At 38.7% G+C, this 18471-nt stretch carries 15 protein-coding genes and 2 pseudogenes; 12 read left to right on the top strand and 5 right to left on the bottom strand.

Going from position 1 to position 18471, the window contains the following annotated elements:
* Window positions 1-40 precede the first annotated feature (40 nt).
* The 3 genes from DYI81_RS03970 (at window position 41) to DYI81_RS03960 (ending at window position 2742) form a co-directional block, all read left to right on the top strand.
* Window positions 41-994, top strand: coding sequence for an RsiV family protein (locus tag DYI81_RS03970; RefSeq protein ID WP_117006772.1), 954 nt, complete (start codon window positions 41-43; stop codon window positions 992-994).
* Between the two features lie 3 nt (window positions 995-997).
* Window positions 998-1810 (top strand): TatD family hydrolase, encoded by an 813-nt coding sequence (locus tag DYI81_RS03965; RefSeq protein WP_117006771.1) that lies wholly within the window; start codon window positions 998-1000, stop codon window positions 1808-1810.
* 125 nt (window positions 1811-1935) lie between these two features.
* Entirely contained in the window at window positions 1936-2742 is an 807-nt protein-coding gene (locus tag DYI81_RS03960) for an enoyl-ACP reductase (RefSeq protein WP_106985172.1), read from the top strand.
* A gap of 151 nt (window positions 2743-2893) precedes the next feature.
* Here the strand turns inward: DYI81_RS03960 and secB are convergent, their stop codons facing one another.
* From secB to rsgA, 4 genes are all read right to left on the bottom strand, one after another.
* The gene (gene secB / locus DYI81_RS03955; RefSeq protein WP_106985173.1) at window positions 2894-3349 is read right to left on the bottom strand and encodes a protein-export chaperone SecB; all 456 of its coding nucleotides are present in this window, start codon (window positions 3347-3349) and stop codon (window positions 2894-2896) included.
* Between the two features lie 40 nt (window positions 3350-3389).
* Window positions 3390-3644, bottom strand: a complete 255-nt coding sequence (grxC, locus tag DYI81_RS03950) for a glutaredoxin 3 (RefSeq protein WP_106985174.1) — start codon at window positions 3642-3644, stop codon at window positions 3390-3392.
* An 18-nt stretch (window positions 3645-3662) separates the two neighbouring features.
* Window positions 3663-4070: a rhodanese-like domain-containing protein gene (locus DYI81_RS03945; RefSeq protein WP_106985175.1), complete on the bottom strand. Its 408-nt coding sequence runs from the start codon at window positions 4068-4070 to the stop codon at window positions 3663-3665.
* 94 nt (window positions 4071-4164) lie between these two features.
* Window positions 4165-5223 (bottom strand): small ribosomal subunit biogenesis GTPase RsgA, encoded by a 1059-nt coding sequence (rsgA, locus tag DYI81_RS03940; RefSeq protein WP_106985176.1) that lies wholly within the window; start codon window positions 5221-5223, stop codon window positions 4165-4167.
* Between the two features lie 122 nt (window positions 5224-5345).
* Between rsgA and orn the strand changes: the two genes are divergently transcribed.
* Complete coding sequence (gene orn / locus DYI81_RS03935; protein WP_106985177.1) at window positions 5346-5903, top strand: oligoribonuclease; 558 nt, start codon at window positions 5346-5348, stop codon at window positions 5901-5903.
* Between the two features lie 62 nt (window positions 5904-5965).
* Here the strand turns inward: orn and DYI81_RS03930 are convergent, their stop codons facing one another.
* Window positions 5966-6217: a hypothetical protein gene (locus tag DYI81_RS03930; protein WP_106985178.1), complete on the bottom strand. Its 252-nt coding sequence runs from the start codon at window positions 6215-6217 to the stop codon at window positions 5966-5968.
* 178 nt (window positions 6218-6395) lie between these two features.
* On the opposite strand from DYI81_RS03930, the gene DYI81_RS03925 reads away from it, so the two are divergent.
* From DYI81_RS03925 to DYI81_RS03895, 8 genes and pseudogenes are all read left to right on the top strand, one after another.
* On the top strand, window positions 6396-7175 hold the full coding sequence (locus tag DYI81_RS03925; protein WP_117006770.1) for a tRNA threonylcarbamoyladenosine dehydratase: 780 nt from the start codon (window positions 6396-6398) through the stop codon (window positions 7173-7175).
* 219 nt (window positions 7176-7394) lie between these two features.
* Entirely contained in the window at window positions 7395-10190 is a 2796-nt protein-coding gene (locus tag DYI81_RS03920; protein WP_171356302.1) for a type VI secretion system Vgr family protein, read from the top strand.
* A gap of 2 nt (window positions 10191-10192) precedes the next feature.
* Window positions 10193-12076, top strand: a complete 1884-nt coding sequence (locus tag DYI81_RS03915; protein ID WP_117006768.1) for a hypothetical protein — start codon at window positions 10193-10195, stop codon at window positions 12074-12076.
* Window positions 12077-12084: 8 nt separating this feature from the next.
* Complete coding sequence (locus DYI81_RS03910) at window positions 12085-12762, top strand: hypothetical protein (protein WP_106986073.1); 678 nt, start codon at window positions 12085-12087, stop codon at window positions 12760-12762.
* 37 nt (window positions 12763-12799) lie between these two features.
* Window positions 12800-15619 (top strand): annotated as a pseudogene (locus DYI81_RS03905) (RHS repeat-associated core domain-containing protein); the annotation flags it as partial.
* Between the two features lie 986 nt (window positions 15620-16605).
* A pseudogene (locus tag DYI81_RS18075) lies at window positions 16606-17023 on the top strand (RHS repeat-associated core domain-containing protein); the annotation flags it as partial.
* On the top strand, window positions 17003-17737 hold the full coding sequence (locus tag DYI81_RS18070; RefSeq protein ID WP_240627342.1) for a hypothetical protein: 735 nt from the start codon (window positions 17003-17005) through the stop codon (window positions 17735-17737). The pseudogene DYI81_RS18075 and the gene DYI81_RS18070, both read left to right, overlap by 21 nt.
* 7 nt (window positions 17738-17744) lie before the next feature.
* Window positions 17745-18471: IS5 family transposase (locus DYI81_RS03895; RefSeq protein WP_117006767.1), on the top strand; the 727-nt coding region annotated here is incomplete at its 3' end.

The following is an 18471-nucleotide window of genomic DNA, read 5'->3' as shown; positions in this document are numbered from 1 at the left end:
GACATGATGTAAGCGCACCTTTAGGCTATAGGTTAATAAAATGTTAAAACATAAAAATATAGGATTATTCAGCATTTTAGTGTTGTCCATGGGCTTAGTTGCATGTCAACCACAGCAAGCTGAGCCTAAGGCAGAGCCTGAAAAAGCGACCAAGCCTGCGCCAGACCTCAGTGCCAAATTAATTGGTGATTCAGAAAAATTAAAAATTCAATTGCCTGAGTGTGATGGCAAAAGTTGCCCTGAAATTTCGTTGGATCGCTTAAACAGTAATCAAAGCTTTATTGATGAATTTATTGATCAGCAAATTTTACAGCAATTGGGAGCAATGCTTTCTGTAGAGCCTGAACAGAAAAAGGCAAACCTAGCAGCCAGTGAAGCTCAGGTAGCATCCGAGGCAAAATCACTGGCCGATGTACAAACACCACAAGTGAAAATGCAGCAGCAACTTGAACCCTATCTACAGGCTTTTGTGGCGTTGGATAAAGAGCTGAAAAATTTAAGCTCAGCCCAAAAAATCAGTCTGATGATTAAGCCTAAAATCTTAAATTCAGGTGAGCCGATTGCGACTGTTGTTTTGAATAGCAGTAGCTATTTGGGCGGAGCGCATGGCGCGTCGGCACAGCAGTATTATAACTTTGATCTCAAAAGCAAAAAATTAGTAACTTTAGATGCACTACTTTTAGCAAAGCAAAAGCCACGTTTAGAACAATTAGCACATGAGGCATTTAAAACATGGGTCATCGATGCCAAGTTGGCAGACAATGTGCAAGATTATGAGCAGGCGTGGAAATTTAAGCTGAGCGATAATTATTATTTGTCTAAAGAGGGTCTGATTTTACAATACGGTGAATATGACATTGGACCTTACGTCGTGGGGCTACCTCGTTTAACGATTCCATACGCTCAGTTGGAAACAGTGCTTAAAGCACAATATTTACCAGCTAAAGTAGAAACCGTTGCATCTGAAGCACAACCAAAACCTGCATCGAAATAATTCATGTATTTATTTGATACGCACACGCATTTTGATGTGCCTGACTTTGATGGCGATCGGGCTGAACTCGCACAGGCTGCAAAGGCGGTAGGCGTAGAGGCTTTGGTGCATATTGGTTTTTTACAATCACGCTTTGCAGAATTAATTCAGAGTCATCATTTTGTACAACAGCTGCCAAATGCACCACGTAGCTATTTAGCGCCAGGCTTGCATCCATTTTATATTGAACAGCACCGTGAACAGCATTTGTTTGATCTAGAACAGATTTTACAAACAGAAACGTGTGTGGCCATTGGTGAAATTGGTTTAGATACTTTTATGCCACAGCATAAACAGCCTGATATTTTTGCACAGCAACAGTATTTTTTTGCCAGTCAAATCACGCTGGCACAACATTATCAAAAGCCAATTTTATTGCATATTCGTAAGTCTCATGCTGAAGTCTTAAAAATGCTGAAAAGCCAAAAGTTTCGGCATGGTGGCATTGCACATGCTTTTAGTGGTGGGGTGGAAGAAGCCAAAGCTTTTGTTCATTTAGGCTTTAAAATTGGCGTGACAGGGCAAATTACGAACCCAAATGCCAAGAAACTACATAAGGTCGTGCAGGCTTTAGGGCCTGAACATTTGGTATTAGAAACAGATTGCCCAGACATGACACCGCTGTGTTGTCAGTTGGGTGATGGTAGCCGAACGCGAAATACGCCTGTCAATTTGCCCTATGTTTTACAGGCTTTGGCACAAAGTCTTGGGCAAGATGAACAGAAACTTGCAGACCAGTTATGGCGCAATAGTTTGGAAGCTTTAGCATTGTCTTAAATGTTGCTCTTGGTTGAGCTGAAGCGAAGCTGGAGTGATAAAGTTTAAAAAAAGGTGCATTATGCAATGTCTAAAATGCTTTAGACTTGGCATTATGCTTTAAAATTTTTTCGAGTGAGATTCACATGGCACAAGGACTATTGGCAGGTAAGCGCTTTTTAATCGCAGGGATTGCCAGCAAATTATCAATCGCATTTGGTATTGCACAAGCATTACATCGTGAAGGTGCTGAACTTGCTTTTACTTACCCAAATGAAAAATTAAAAAAACGTGTTGATGATTTTGCAGAACAATTTGGTTCAACTTTAGTGTTCCCATGTGATGTTGCTGTAGATGCAGAAATTGATACAGCTTTTGCAGAACTTGCAAAACATTGGGACGGTTTGGATGGCGTTGTGCATTCAATTGGTTTTGCACCTGCGCATACGCTAGATGGCGACTTTACTGAAATTACGGACCGCGATGGCTTTAAAATTGCGCATGACATCAGTGCCTATAGCTTTGTAGCAATGGCGCGTGCAGCGAAGCCTTTATTGCAAGTGCGTCAAGGTTGTTTATTAACACTGACTTACCAAGGTTCTGAGCGTGTGATGCCAAACTACAATGTCATGGGCATGGCAAAAGCATCTTTAGAAGCTGGTGTACGTTACTTAGCATCAAGTTTGGGTGCAGAAGGTATTCGTGTGAATGCAATCTCTGCAGGTCCAATTCGTACCTTAGCCGCTTCGGGGATTAAATCATTCCGTAAAATGCTCGACTTGAATGAAAAAGTTGCACCATTACGCCGTAATGTAACCATTGAAGATGTGGGTAATGCAGCATTATTCCTATGTTCACCTTGGGCAAATGGTATTACAGGCGAAATTTTATATGTAGACGCAGGCTTCAATACTGTCGGTATGAGCGCTGAATTAATGCTGGATGCTGAATAATTCGCTTTCAGTTCCCTCTCCTTTTGGGAGAGGGCTAGGGAGAGGGTTATTTCACCCTCATCCCAACCTTCTCTCAAAGGGAGAAGGAGCCCTTAAAAAGGCAATAAAAAAGACCGCAAATGCGGTCTTTTTTATATCTGAGGCTTTACGATTAAGCTTGGCCTTCAGCAGCAGCGGCTTGAGCACGTTGCATATTCGCTTCGAATTCAGCATCGAAGTTGATTGGTGTAAGAAGCAACTGAGGGAAGCTACCTTTAGTAACCATATCATTTACTGCTTCACGCAAGAATGGGAACAAAATGTTCGGGCAGTATGCACCAAGAATGTACGGAAGACGTTCTTCTTCTACCGCATCAATCAAGAAAATACCTGATTGTGTTACATCAACGATAAATGCTGTATCGCCCGCATTGTTTGCTTGAACAACAACTTTTAAAGAAACTTCAAAATGAGTTGGGTCAACTTTTTCTGCAGAAGAAGAAAGGTTGATGTTTAACTCAGGTTGCCATTCTTTAGTAAAAACTTGTGCCCCAGGTACTTCAAAAGAAATATCTTTAGTGTAAATGCGCTCTAATGCTAATTGTGGAGCTTGTTGTTCTTCACTCATTCTTTAATCCTTAATATGAAGAGATGATGTTTATTGGCGATTAAGCCAATAAATCATCGAGTTTGCCTTCACGCTCTAAAGCATAAAGTTGATCAAAACCGCCAATAAATTGTTCACCAATAAAGATTTGTGGCACAGTGCGGTGGTTAGTGCGTTGCATTAACTCAACACGAACTTCAGGCGCTTCATTGGATAGATTAACTTCTTTATAAGCTACGCCTTTGCGCTCAAGGAGCTGTTTTGCACGAATGCAGTATGGACAAACAGTAGTAGAATAAATCGTTACTTCAGCCATGTTAAATCTCCTCAATCTTTATTTTGCTTTAACCAAAGGTAAGCCTTGAGCTTTCCAGTTGCTGATGCCGCCATCTAAGCGATAAGCATCTGCGTGTCCAACTTGTTGTAAAGCTGAACCTGCGACTTGACCCAAATTACAGACGAATACTAATGGACGATCAGAAGTTTTAAGTTCATCAAGATGCTTTGTAATTTGGCTGTATGGAATGTTACGGCTACCGCTGATATGACCTTCACGGAAATCTTTAGCATCACGTAAATCAATCAACATTGCATTTTTAGCTTTAACTAAAATACCCAATGATTGCGGTGAAATTTTACGACCATTACGTTGGCCTTCAAGGATAAAGAACAGCACTACCAATACAGCGAGCGTTCCAAATAAGAAGGGGTGATTCCCCATAAATTCGAACCAACGTTCCACAAGTCACCTAAATTACAATTCAAAAATTGCCAAGAGTATAGCTCATAAATATGGTGATCAAAATCACCGCTTCAAGTGCTGCAACAGAATAAAACTAATTTTTTTGCTGAGCTTCCGTAATTTCATCAATTAAACGTAAGAAGCTGTCTAGGCGACGTTGCAAAATTTGACCTTCTTCGGCAGCAATACGCAACGCACATTTTTTCTCATGTTTATGGGTACAGTTACGGAATTGGCAATGGCCGAGTAAATTATGAATCTCAGGGAAACCATTTTGCACATTTTCTGTATCTAAATGCCAGAGGCCAAATTCACGAATTCCGGGGGAGTCAATTAAGGCAGCATTTTCACCAAAGGAAATTAAGCGTGTCGAGGTCGTGGTATGTTGCCCTAGTGCTGAGTTTTCAGAAATGATGTTGGTCTTTTGCAGCGCATCTGGAACAATGGTATTAATGAGCGAGCTTTTGCCTACGCCAGATTGCCCCACGAATACAACGGTTTCGCCAGCTAAACGACCAGCCAATTCCGATAAATCACCATCTGACTGTGTCAGTAAAACTTCATAACCTAAGTTTTTATACTCTTGCACAATCGTTAGAATAGGGTCGTTTTCTTTGACCAAATCCATTTTATTGAGCACCAATAATGCAGGGATATTGGCATCTTCACAGGCCACTAAATAGCGATCGATCAAGCTAGGAGCAACCTCTGGAAAGGCCGCAAATACAATCACAATCAGACTGACATTGGCGGCTACAGGCTTCACTTTGTGATAGCGGTCTGGACGTGTAAGCAATGATTGGCGTGGATGAATTGCGGTAATAATCCCGAGGCCCGTATTGGGGTCGGCTTGCCATTTCACGCGGTCACCGGTTACCAATGCTTCTAAATTGGTCCGAGTATGACAGCGCCAGATACTGCCCAATTCAATCGCTTTCCAAAATGGCTCAGGTTCACCGGCAGCAACAGTTGGCTTTTCGGCATGAACAGCAGGTTCAGTGAGCGCTTGAACTTCAAGTTGCCGCCCATAATGTTGTACCACCAGTCCCTCAAGATCATTCGATGTATCGATGTCTTCTTGACGAGATTTATGCTGTTTTTGAATGCGGCGCTGCTGTTGTTCGGTCAGGCGGCGCTTGCGAATTAAGGCCATTCGTGTCCTAAAAAACCATGGAAACTAGACCGCAAAAATAGCATGAAGCGGGGGCTAATTACAGCGCAGGCCCAATAAATTTGCTACTATAGATTTTTTATGCCTAATAAGATTGCACATTTATGAGCAGCACACCGGATACTCGCCTCATTTGGATTGACCTAGAAATGACAGGTCTCGATACAGATAACGATCAAATTATTGAAATTGCAACGATTGTGACGGATGATAATTTGAATATTCTGGCAGAGGGGCCTGTGCTTGCGGTACATCAATCAAATATCATTTTAAATGCGATGGATGAGTGGAATACACGTCAGCATGGTCAATCAGGTCTGATTGAACGTGTACGCCGTAGTAAATTGTCGGCGCAAGATGTAGAACAGCAGACTTTAGAATTTTTGAAAAAGTGGGTAAACCCAAAAACTTCACCAATGTGCGGTAACTCAATTTGCCAAGACCGCCGCTTTATGCACCGTTTAATGCCTGAGCTTGAGCAATTCTTCCATTACCGTAACCTAGATGTTTCAAGTGTTAAAGAGCTGGCAAAACGCTGGCGTCCAGAAATTATGGGTGGCTTGAAAAAGAATGCCTCTCACTTGGCAATGGATGACATCCGCGATTCGATTGCAGAACTCAAATACTACCGTGAATACTTCTTTATTATGAATAAAGACTAAGTTGTGGTGGAGCAAAAAGGGGCGAAAGCCTCTTTTTTTATGGTGCCGAGTTGTGCAAGACCTTATTTGCCAGATTGGGCATGATGAATTTTTTTTAAATAAAAGGCTTCAAAGATGACCCATAAACACAGCATCACAATAAATTGCTGCTCACTTTCATAATGCGCAAATACGACCAAGCTAAATAGAGTTAAAAATAACACTCGAATAATGATACTTAAATTTAGATTTTTCTTTTGATACATTAAAATGAGTGTTGCATAAGCCAAAATAAGCAAAGCATTGAGACACAATAAAAAAGTAAAAAACGTCATCAGCTTGCACCGTTGAATTTCACATTGTTTAAATTATTTTAGTTTAAATTTTAATCAAAATAATTGTGCGGAATTTATCAAACAAGCGCAAGCGAACTGTGCTGTGAAAATATTAGCGCAGTCAACACAGACTAAATTTGTTAGACTAGCGCTCTTGTTTTTGCTGTTTTGAACCTTTATGACCGACTTACTTCAAGATGATGAATATGACCGCCGTTTTGCTGGCGTCGCTAAAATTTATGGCGAAGAAAACTTTAATCATTATGAAAAAAGCCATGTGATGGTCATTGGTATTGGTGGTGTAGGTTCATGGGCAGTTGAGGCACTGGCACGTACAGGTATTGGCGAATTAACGCTGGTTGATATGGATGTAGTGGCTGCATCCAATATTAACCGTCAGTTGCCTGCTATGAGCACGACTTTAGGTCATGAAAAAATTGAAGTGATGGCTGAGCGCTGTCGTGCAATCAACCCTCGCATTAAAATTAATTTAATCGATGACTATTTAACGCCAGAAAATGTCACAGAGCTTTTGGCGGGCAATCCAGATCTGATATTAGATTGTATTGATGATGTGAAAGCCAAATTTGCCCTGATGTTGCACTGTCGTTTTAACAAAGTACCTCTGATTGTTTCGGGTGGAGCAGGGGGTAAACTCGATCCGCTTAAAATTCGTGTGGCAGATTTATCCAAGACAGAACAAGACCCTATGTTGGCAAAACTACGTACACAACTGCGGAGTAAAGGCATTTGTAAAAAGCCTAAAGATAAGTTTGGAATTACCTGTGTGTATTCAATAGATAACCCATTTTCAAGTGCAGATGTCTGCCCAAGTGCAGGCTTACGCTGTGGTGGTTATGGTTCTGCTGTGGTGGTTACCTCAAGCTTTGCCATGGTGGCTGTGGCTGAAGTGCTAAAAAAATTAGATCACCTTGCAAGCAAAGCTAAGTCAGCCTAAATCAGGTATTGAGTTATGAGTGCCATGTCAACGTGTATCTTGGAAACGAATTAAACCAAGATGAGACATGGCCAAAACAATTACAAATAATAATCAAATAAACTCATCAATTTACGAAGTATTGATAAAAAGAAATAATTAAGGGCTTGGAAAAAAGCTTAAAATTTGCTTAAAATACGCTCGAATTAAAAAATCAAATTTTTATAATAGATAATAATTATGCAAAGTCATATCTTTGCTGCATTAGAAAAATTAGGCTTAAGCCCACAAAAGCGTGCTATTCATGTTCAGTTTTCTAATCCAGCCTTAAACACACAAGTTTTCCTACAGCGCATTGATGGCGAACATTTAATTAACCAAGGTTTGAGTGCAGAACTCATTTGCCTTTCGACAGATGCACTCATCCCTTTAAAAAACTTTTTGGGTGCTCAAGTCGCAGTCGATCAAGTCTCTGATCGCGGACAATTGATCCGTACAACGGGCATTATTACGGAAGCAGTCCAAGGGCAAAGTGACGGCTCATTAACGCTGTATAAACTCCGCGTGCAAGATGCAACATCTTTATGGCATAAGCGTCGTAATAGTCGTGTGTTTATGAATAAATCTGTACCTGATGTGGTGCAGCTTCTTTTTAAAGAATGGCAACAAAAAAGCCCACTGTTTGCCACCGCTTTAAGTTTAGATACTTCAGGCTTACAACGCGAATATGATGTTCGTCCATTTATGATGCAGTCGAATGAGACGGATTATGACTTCTTAACGCGTTTACTGCGCAGTGAAGGTATCAATTGGCTGATTGATGAAACGCAAAATAGGGTGATGCATGCTTCAGAGAGCATTCAGCCACAAAAGTTACGTTTAATTGATGATAATAGCCAATACAGCGCACTTGCGCGTCGTTCTATACGCTTTCATCGCAGTAGTGCTACAGAGCAACAAGACAGTATTACGAGCTTTATTGCACAGCGTAGCTTGCAACCTACCGCAGTACATGTACAACGCTGGCAAGCAGATAGCCTGAGTCAAGAAGAAGGCGCAGGTTCTGTACAAAGTAGCCACCAACATAGCGATAATCAAGACAATGCCAGCTTGGGTTTAGAACAGGCATGGCATGCCAGCCCAGCGTGGATGCAAGACCTGAACGGTGAAGATGGGGCGACGGCTTCGGGCGGTTCGCAAATTGAGCGTCTCAATCAACAATTGAACCAATATCATGCGCTTCAAGCAAAACAATTTAGTGCACAGAGTACGGTGCGTGATACCCATGTCGGTTATTGGTTTGAGCTACAAGAACATCCAGAAATAGACCAACACAGCGGTGCAGATGCAGAGTTTTTGATTGTCGGAAAATCTTTTTATAATCAAAACAACTTACCGAAAGATTTGAATACACAAGTCAATCAGCTGATTCAACAGAGTCAATGGTCAATTAAAAATTTGGCAGATGAAGATGAACGACAAGCCAATACGCTGAGTTTACAACGACGTAATATTGCATTTGTCCCTGAGTATCACATCGAACAGCATCGCCCAAATGCTTATGCACAGCGTGCAAAAGTGGTTGGGCCAGCAGGTGAGGAAATTCATGTCGATAAGTGGGGGCGGATTAAAGTTCGCTTCCTTTTCACTCGTAGCGATGACCACAGCCATGATGGGGGCGCAGGCAGTAATGATACCGATACGGACTCTGCTTGGGTGGATGTTTTAACCCCATGGGCGGGTGAAGGTTATGGTGCACGGTTCTTACCACGTATAGATGAAATTGTGGTGATCGATTTCTTTGACGGCAATATTGACCGACCTTTTGTGGTGGGACGTATTCATGAAGGAGCACGTAACCCAACCAAATTTGATAATAAAGGACAATTGCCAGACACCAAAAAAATTGCAGGTATCCGTTCCAAAGAGGTCGCAGGGCAAGGTTTTGGACAGCTTCGTTTTGATGACACTACAGGTCAAATATCAACACAACTGCAAAGCAGTCATGGCGCAGCGCAGCTGAATTTAGGTAAGCTCAGTCATCCGAAAGATAAAGAAAGCAGTGCAGACCGAGGCGAGGGCTTTGAACTGCGGACTGATCAGTGGGGCGCAGTTCGGGCAGGGCAAGGTTTATTACTCAGTACACATTCACAAGGGCAAGCCTCAGGCATGCACTTGGATGCCCAAGAAGCAAAACAGCAATTGGAAGGGAGTTTAAACAGTAGTAAAGCGCTCAGTGAGGTGGCTAAGAATCAGCAAACTGATCCATTAGAAGTATTGGATAATATTAAGGGTTTTATTGATAGCTTAAGTAAAACCGATCCGAAACAGGCTGATGCCTTTAAAACAGCTGTAATGGTCTTGGCTTCACCCAATTCTATCGCTTTGAGTACAAATGAAGATATTCATATTTCTGCAGATGGGCAGATCAGCCAAAGTGCGAGTGACAGCATTAACTTAAGTACTCAAAAGAGTTTAATTGCACATGCAAGTAAGAAGATTAGCTTATTTGCAGCGCAAGAAGGCCTACGTGCTTTTGCTGGTAAAGGAAAGGTTGAGATTCAGGCTCAGGGCGATGGTGCAGATTTGATTGCACGTAAAGGCATTCAAATTATTTCAACCGAAGATACGATTTATATTACCAGCCCGAAAGAGATTAATTTAACTGCAGGCGGTTCACAGATCAAAATTAATGGATCTGGTGTTTTTTCGACTACTGGTGGGAAATTTGAAGCAAAGGCAGGGCAGCATCAGTTTGTAACAGGATCTAAAAAAGATTATAAAATTCCTTTTTTACCTCAAATATCTCAAGGCAAAGCATATTCTAAAAAGTTTATTATTAAAGATTCAGATAATAATTTAAGAAAGAATATTAATTATTTTATTTTCTATGAAAATGGAGATGTGGAAAGTGGTAAAACAAATTCCAATGGTGAAACACATTTAATTGAAACTGATCAAAGCCAGAAATTTTATATTCATTTTGATGGAAAATTTGAAAATGATTTATCATTTCAAGAAGAAATAGGTAAATAAAAATGACTAAGCCTTATAAAGCTAAATTTAGAGTAGTACTTAAAGATAGATACGCGCAATCAGTTGGTTTTTGGGGGGCAAAATATAGAATTGTTTATTCGGAAGGTGGAGATAAACCAATTGTAGAAAATATTTTTGCATCAAAAGATGGTTATACGGTTTTAATATCCTCAAAAACGCCTGTAAAAATTAGAATAGAGTTATTTAATCCAAGTAAAGGATATTATGAGATTCCAACGTATGAAGTGAGTTTATCAGAAGTTGAAACCTCTTTAAAAGAAAACGTGAAAACAGTTCAGATTGAAAAGGGGTATTTTAAACTTAAAATTTTTGATCCATTTGGGAAGTTGTTAGATAAAAATCATTTTGAATACAAGATTTTAGCAAAAGAAAATGATAAGAATGGTAAATCTTTGATTATAAAAGATTGGTCGAGTTTCAATACAAATGGATTTACGGATCTTATATCTACTGATAAGGGATTAATTTCATTAGGGTCTTCAGTTGATAATTTTCGGAGTAGATTTTATACTCGGCCATACTTGGATATTTATCTGAGACATAAAAAAACTAAATTAGAAATTATCAGAGAGGAACGTGCAATAGCAGTTGGTTCTGATAAATTGTATCGAGAATGGAAAATAGATAGAAATGCTTTACAAACTTTCACTAAGCCTAGAGGAAATCAGAGTACAGCATTAATTAATGAGTTGAAATTTTCTAGAGATATTAAAGTATTATTATCATTATCTAAAGGTAAAACTTATATTGCTAAAAGGGATGATGGTGGTGTGTTATTTAATAATGCATTAAAGCAAAATAGTTTTATAAATTGGCAAGATGGGCAGGAAGTAATTTTTAAAGTGCCTGCGAGATTTAAAGGGGGGATAATTATAAGTGATAAAAATGGAAAAGAAATTGAAATGATAAATATCGGGGCATTAGATGGAAAGATTTATAAGTCTAATGAAAAGCCAAAGACAATTTCGATTTTAAAACAACCATTGGTTGATGGAAGAAAATCTAATAAGCAAGATTTTAATGGTAACGAATATGCTCAATATTGTATTGATATAAATTATAATGGGCCAGATAAGAAGTTTTCATTAGAGGATATGAAAGATCCTAAAAAATGTAATGATAAAGAGTTTAAGAGTATTTGGAAAAGCATAAAAGAAACATTTTCATTTGATAATAGTGCTACTTGGTGGAATGTAAGCGTAGGTGTCGCTACAGCTTCACTAGATGTGGCAAAACGAGTAAGTATTATTGATAAATTTTTTAAACCTTTCTTTAATGTTATGGGAGTTGCTGCTTCACAAGCTGTATTTATTATAAAAAATTTGGGTAATCATAATGGTCTATTCTTTATTGGTTTAATCAGAGGGCGTGCATATTTTCATTATGCAAAGTTTGCAGCAAACTCCAAAGATGTGCTAACTCAAGTATTGCCAAGAGAGGTTGCTTTTGATTTTAGCCCGAAGGGAACGGTCAAAGGATCGCTAGCAGGTTTGATTGTAGGTGGAGCTATTGAAATTCAAAAATGGGCAAAATTACCTACTAGCCAAAAAGATATTACAGATCTTTTAGCAAATCTTACGGGAATGGCTGTAAAAACAATAGTTGGAACTTGGTTAGGCGTTCTAATTGTAAGTCTTGTAGTTGGTGGAGGTCCAATTGGTGTCGTTATTGGTGTCGGAGTATTAGTTGGTATTGCAATCGGATGGGCCCTCGACTACTTTGATGAAAAATTTGGTTTTACTGAGGGATTAAGGGATTTTTACAATCATTTACAGACTTGTACTCAAAACACGATGGTGGAAATAACTGAAAAGGGAAATAAGTTATTATGGCTTAATTATACATTGCCATCCTGGTTATTTTGAGAATTATTATGTCTATAAAATTAACAAAGTTTGATTCTGATTTCTTTATAAAAAATCAATTTATTTTAAATGTTGCTATAGGTGTTTTTGGTTTTTTATTTGCCTTAACAATTAATGGTGGATTTGAGAAGGATTTATTAAAATTTATTTATTTATTTTACTTTATTTTGGTTTTATTTTTTTATTTCAAACTTAAGCGTGGAAAAAACTATATATCATATTCTAGGCATAGGATATTAGGGCATATTTTTGTATCTTTTGTGTTTTTTATTATTGGTTTTACATTGTTAATTGAGGTGAATCCGATTTTTTTATATTTTGGAATTTTATTTTATTTTATTTTATCTGTTTTTTTATTTTCTAAAAATTTAAAAAACAATGAAAATTATGATAAATTTCTTTTAGATAAAATAAATAATCCTGAAGAAATGACTTTGCATGAGTTTTATGAGTATTTTGATGGTCTAGTTAATAAAAAAAATAAATTTGCACCAATAATGGTATTTTTAGGTATGCAAGTGGGGTTGATTATTTTTCTGAATGGTTTTTTAAAAAATGATGAGTATTTTGGCCCTATTTTTATTGTTGCTGTTTTTTTGTTGATAGCTTTTTATATTTTAAATAAAACATTCTTTTATTTGATGATACCTTATAATTTTTTACTTAAGATAGACAAAGAAGTTTAGTTTTTTAATGCGGTATTTGGCGGGCTTTAATTTTTTTCAGCAATTTAATGAAGAAACAGATGAAAAAGTTGCCTTAAGTTATCTGTTGTTTGAACAGCAAGCTTATCTTCAAGGCATTGATTTTCAATTGAAGCGTGGCAAGCACTAGCTCAAGTTTGCCTTTAATGATCAAGTAAAACTCATTGCTGCTTTTGTGGATGGACAGGTAGAGCCAGTGTCACGTTATGAATATGATGCGCAAGGCAATTTAATAAAGGCCGTAGATCAAAATGGTCACGTGCGCAGCTATGAATATAATGATGCGCATCAGCTGACCCGTTATGCCGACCGTACAGGGCGCGGGCATAATATTCGATATGAATCAAAAGAAGCAAATGCCAAAGCCATAGCGGAATGGGCAGATGACGGCAGTTTTAAGACCCGTTTGGAGTGGCATCCGCGATTGCGCCAAGTTGCGGTCTATGATGCTTATGATGTGCCGACCTATTACTATTTTGACTTAGATGGTTTCACCTATCGCACACGCTTAGCCGATGGCCGTGAAAAATGGCTATCGCGTGACAGTCAAAAACGCATTACCCGTCAAATTGATTTTGCAGGCCTAGAAACAGAACAAGTTTATAACGAGCAAGATCAGCTAATTAAAATTGTACAGCCGAATGGAGGCATCATCCGTTTTGCCTATGATGAAGCAGGAAATTTGACGGAAACCAAAGATCCAGAAGGTCATATCTGGAAAAAAGAATACGATGCAGACGGTAATGTAACGAAGGAAATTAATCCTTTAGGACATAGCACGCAATATAAATACAACAACGATAATCAAATTGTCGAAATCATTGATGCCAAAGGCGGCGCTAAAAAAATTCAATACAATGATTTGGGGCAAATGACCGCATATAGCGATTGTTCAGGTAAAGAAAGCGCATGGGAATACGATGAAGAAGGCGCACTGACTGCCTAGCAGTCTGCTGATGCGCAGCAAGTCAAATATATCTACAGCTCAGATGGCAAAGACAAAGGCCAGCTTAAAGCAATTGTCTACCCTGATGGTTTAAAAGAACAATTTGAGCATGATGAAGAAGGGCGTTTGCTCAAGCATACGGATACCAAAGGTTTAAGCACGCAGTACCGTTATAATGCTGCGGGTTTGCTCGAACAGCGTATAGATGCGAACCGTCATCAAATTGGCTACCAATGGGATCAGCAAGGTCGTATTCAAAAGCTGATCAATCAAAACTATGCAGAATATTTATTTGAATATAACCGTTATGGTCAATTGGCGCGTGAACAGGCTTTCGATGGCGAAGAAAAATATTATAGCTACAATGAAAACGGTCAGCTGTTCCAAATCCGTCAGCCGAATGTTTTTACTCAATTTGCATATTTTGCTGATGGCGCAATCGCTTCAAAAACTTATACCCATGTACAAACTCGTGTAAGTCAAATAGAAGAATTTGAATACAACATGAATCATCAATTGAGTAAGGCGACGAATAAAGACAGTCAAATCGATTTTTATCGCAACGCGCTTGGCCAATTGGTCCGTGAGCATCAGCATTATAAAGTGCCGCATTTCACTCCGCTGACGGCTGTGCTGCGTTATGAATATGATGTGCTGGGAAATTTAGCTCAAACGATTCGCCCTGACGGACAGGTTCAAAGCAATTTGAGTTATGGTTCAGGGCATATTTATGGCATTGCGTTAAATAAAAAAGACATGGTGGCATTTCAGCGCGATGACTTGCACCGTGAAACAGCGCGGATGCTCGCCAATGGATTGGTTCAAAGCAAAAATTATAATGATGTAGGTTTACTCAGTTCGCAGCTGATTCAGCCAGAGCAAGAGACTCTAGGGCGAGTACAGCATCAGGCGGAACGGCAGTATCATTATGATCAAAATTATCTACTCACGCAGGTGGACGACAGCCGTTTAGGCAAGCTGAATTATCAATATGATGCGGTTGGCCGTTTGATACAGAGCAAAAGTATGCATAAAATGGAAAGCTTTACTTTTGACCCTGCAGGGAATTTGATTGACTCCCTTGCTACACAAGCGTCTCAAGCGAAAAGTAATTTGATCGCTCAATATAAGGGTAAAAACTATAAATACGATGCACAAGGCAATGTGATTGAAAGCAGCCATGCAGGCAAATGATTAAAACTGACGTGGGATAATCTGAACCGTTTGATTCGCAGTGATCATAATGGTCAAGTGACCGAATATGGGTATGATGTATTTGGACGGCGTTTATACAAGAAAAATCAAAATGCGCAAACCCTGACCTTATTTGGCTGGGACGGTGACTTGATGATTTGGGAGTCACAGCAATCTCATGACGTCGAAGAAAACTACACCAAGCATTATGTCTATGAACCGCAGAGTTTTGTACCGCTGCTGCAAACGGGCTATACAGGTTTTATCAAGCTTTTAGAAACGCCTGACTATGCTCAATTTCAGCATGAAGATTATTTGGTTTATAAAGATCCGATTTGGAAAACTGAAACACGAAAAAATAAAGCTGAATTGGAGCGGGTGCTTTTTTATCACTGTGACCAAGTTGGTACACCTCAGACCTTAAGTAATGAGCTAGGTGAATGTATATGGGAAATTAAGCAGGATGTATGGGGGGGAGCTTTAGAAATAAAGGCCTCTCATAATTTACTTGAGCAAACCAATATTCGTTTTCAAGGCCAATATTATGATGGAGAGACTGGCTTACATTATAACCGTTACCGTTATTATGAGCCGCATAGTGCAAGGTATGTGAGTAAAGATCCGATTGGGTTGTTAGGTGGGATGAATAATTCCAAATACGTCAGGAATCCAAATCAATGGGTAGATAGGATGGGATTAAAAAAAGAAAATAGCCTTGGAAAGGCAGTCGTGGAGTTTACAGGTGGTTGCTACGTTAAGGATAAAAGTTTTATTGATCAAACATTTGATAATTATACTGATACTATGGGGTTTCAGCTTACAGACATTCCAGCAGTTTCATATCTTAGAGATAAAATAAATGGAAATAAATATACTGCAGCTACGGTTAATACTGCTTTACAGTTAAATCCCTTAGATGCTCCATGGCTTATTTCTGCTGGTTTAGGTGGGCTTTTTGGTAAAGCTATAACTAAAGAAACGGGTTTACAAACTTGGACGACTGGTTCAGCTATGCTTGAACAGTATAAAAAGTCAACTGCAGTAATAAAATCTAATAAATATGGTCCCTATACTGGTAAACAAGTAATTGTAGGAAAAGTTTCAGGAGGAGCTGTTACGGGTCTGTTAATTGGAGGAATGTACAGTAGTGGTGTTTTGGGTGGATCTGCTGTGAAGGCAGGAATAAATAAGGCATTGGGTGATAGTTGTGAATAATGATCTTAGATTGAGCTTAAGTAGATCAGATTTTAATAATCTTAAATATTTTTACTATATAGCTTTATTAATTTTATACATATTGCTTTATGTTTTGATTAAATTGCCAGCTGATTCAATTTTTAGGTTTTTCATAGCCGTGATTATTTTGTTGGTAACTCCAGGTTTGATAACATATGGTGGGTTATTTTTTTTATCCTATAACGTATATAGTTTCTTAGAGTGCAAAAGGAATTTTTATTCGCGCAATAGGTTTCTTTTGAATGTTTTTTTGTTTTACTTATATTTATTTTTGGGTGTTGGGGTAGTATCTTTTTCTCTTATGTCTAAATATTATTTTTTATCACCTGTTCTATTTATATTGTATTTCTATTTTATAAGTATTAATGGTAGATATTTGATTCCTTCATATTCTAGATATTTAAATAGCAAATAAATTTTTCGACCTAGCTGATTCTTTTGGAGTTTTCAAGAACAAGGCTGAATTAGAACGTTTTGCATTCTATCATTGTGACCAAGTTGGTACACCGCAAACATTGAGCAATGAGCTAGGTGAATGTATATGGGAAATTAAGCAGGATGTATGGGGTGAAGCTTTAGAAATAAAGGCTTCTCATAATTTACTTGAACAAACCAATATTCGTTTTCAAGGGCATGAGCAAGATCTGAGCACTGCTCAGATTTAAGCGCAAGGATGGCGAAACAGGCTTACATTATAACCGTTACCGTTATTATGAGCCTGAGAAATTTTAAAGCACTGCTTTAGAATTGCGCAAGGCAAGATATGTAAGTAAAGATCCAATTGGATTGTTTGGTGGATTACACACTACGAAATATGTAAGCGATCCTAATCTGTGGGTGGATCGAATGGGGCTGGTGGCTGAGAAAGATTTTCCTGATGCTAAAAAAGCATATCAGGAGGGTATAGACGCTCAATTTAAAGAATATAATAAATTGAAACAGAAACAGGAAAGTACTTTTTTAGGAAGCATTAATAAGACTGCAAAAGAAAAGTTAGGTTCTGCTGTAAATAACATTAATAAAGGAGGCGAGCGCCTAGCACAGGTTAGGTCTCCATCTTCGCGTGCATCTGCGATGGTAAAATGCGCAGCAGGTCATTGTTATCCAGCTCAACTAGATTATATCGTTTGCTCTGCAGGCTCTAGTTTTACTCCATCTGGATCAATTGCGATTAATATGCATAACGGTAATATATTTGCAGGAGGTGGTGTATCGGCGGGGCAAGTTAAAAATATTTATGCGATGAAGCATACTCCTATTCCGGATAGGAGGAAATTAAGTTTCAATGCCTCGGTAGGATGTATGATATTTAGTATCCAAAACTTAGGTAAGGGGCTTGAGGATTTAAAGAGAGCGAAAGCTGTTGATGCAGCACTTGATGGTGCTTCTTTTAGTGCGACCATAGGCGGATTATTACAATTTGGGGTGGATAAGTCTCTCGTTGATCCCTCTAAAATGTTTGAAAGAGATGAAAATGGTAGATTAAAGTTATCGGAAGCACAAAAAAACTCTCCTATAGCTGTTGGTACAGGACGACTTTGTTGCACAAACCTATCGTTAAGGGCTTATTCCACAATATAATTTCCAAATGAACAAGCCTGCACCTAAAATTTATCGTACCACCAATTGGTCTTCTTATAATCGAGCATTAATAAATCGAGGAAATATTTCAATTTGGTTTGACACTAAGACTCAATGGTATGCGCAGCCAAAAGGCAAGCATGGACGAAATCAAACTTATTCCGACACCGCCATCCAATGCTGTCTAATGATTAAATCTTTATTTCGCCTTTCTTTACGTATGGTCACAGGTTTTGTTCAAAGTCTGATTAAACTCTGTGGATTAAATTGGACAGCACCAGATTACAGTACGCTTTGCAGAAGACAAAAACATATTGATATTGCGATTAGTTATCAAAAAAGCAGTGGTGGGCTTAACTTGCTAGTAGACTCTACCGGTCTAAAGTTTTTAGGTGAAGGTGAATGGAAAAGGAAGAAACATCAGCCTGAATATCGTCGTCAATGGCGTAAATTACATATTGGTATAGATGCTAAAACTCTCCAAATACGTGCAGTTCAGCTTACAACTAACAATGTAAGTGATTCACAGGTACTTGGTGATTTACTCGATCAAATTTCCTTAGATGAGCAGATTGACTCTGTTTATACGGATGGCGCTTATGACACCAAACAATGTCGTCAGGTCATTGCAGATCGGCAAGCGCATGCGGTGATTCCTCCAAGAAAAAATGCGAAACCTTGGAAAGATACAAAGGTCAGCTCGCTAGAACGAAATGAATTACTTCGTACTGTTA

It is taken from the genome of Acinetobacter sp. SWAC5 (assembly GCF_003419885.1).
Lineage (GTDB): Bacteria > Pseudomonadota > Gammaproteobacteria > Pseudomonadales > Moraxellaceae > Acinetobacter > Acinetobacter cumulans.
This window is presented reverse-complemented; position numbering and strand designations above follow the sequence as displayed.

What these genes read in the sequence shown, in the direction of transcription:
- DYI81_RS03910 (WP_106986073.1), top strand. Translation starts at nt 12,085, where the DNA reads ATGTCTATAAAATTAACAAAGTTTGATTCTGATTTCTTTATAAAAAAT.
- DYI81_RS03915 (WP_117006768.1), top strand. Translation starts at nt 10,193, where the DNA reads ATGACTAAGCCTTATAAAGCTAAATTTAGAGTAGTACTTAAAGATAGA.
- DYI81_RS03960 (WP_106985172.1), top strand. Translation starts at nt 1,936, where the DNA reads ATGGCACAAGGACTATTGGCAGGTAAGCGCTTTTTAATCGCAGGGATT.
- grxC (WP_106985174.1), bottom strand. Translation starts at nt 3,644, where the DNA reads ATGGCTGAAGTAACGATTTATTCTACTACTGTTTGTCCATACTGCATT.
- DYI81_RS03920 (WP_171356302.1), top strand. Translation starts at nt 7,395, where the DNA reads ATGCAAAGTCATATCTTTGCTGCATTAGAAAAATTAGGCTTAAGCCCA.
- secB (WP_106985173.1), bottom strand. Translation starts at nt 3,349, where the DNA reads ATGAGTGAAGAACAACAAGCTCCACAATTAGCATTAGAGCGCATTTAC.
- DYI81_RS03970 (WP_117006772.1), top strand. Translation starts at nt 41, where the DNA reads ATGTTAAAACATAAAAATATAGGATTATTCAGCATTTTAGTGTTGTCC.
- DYI81_RS18070 (WP_240627342.1), top strand. Translation starts at nt 17,003, where the DNA reads ATGGGGCTGGTGGCTGAGAAAGATTTTCCTGATGCTAAAAAAGCATAT.
- orn (WP_106985177.1), top strand. Translation starts at nt 5,346, where the DNA reads ATGAGCAGCACACCGGATACTCGCCTCATTTGGATTGACCTAGAAATG.
- DYI81_RS03930 (WP_106985178.1), bottom strand. Translation starts at nt 6,217, where the DNA reads ATGACGTTTTTTACTTTTTTATTGTGTCTCAATGCTTTGCTTATTTTG.
- DYI81_RS03925 (WP_117006770.1), top strand. Translation starts at nt 6,396, where the DNA reads ATGACCGACTTACTTCAAGATGATGAATATGACCGCCGTTTTGCTGGC.
- rsgA (WP_106985176.1), bottom strand. Translation starts at nt 5,223, where the DNA reads ATGGCCTTAATTCGCAAGCGCCGCCTGACCGAACAACAGCAGCGCCGC.
- DYI81_RS03965 (WP_117006771.1), top strand. Translation starts at nt 998, where the DNA reads ATGTATTTATTTGATACGCACACGCATTTTGATGTGCCTGACTTTGAT.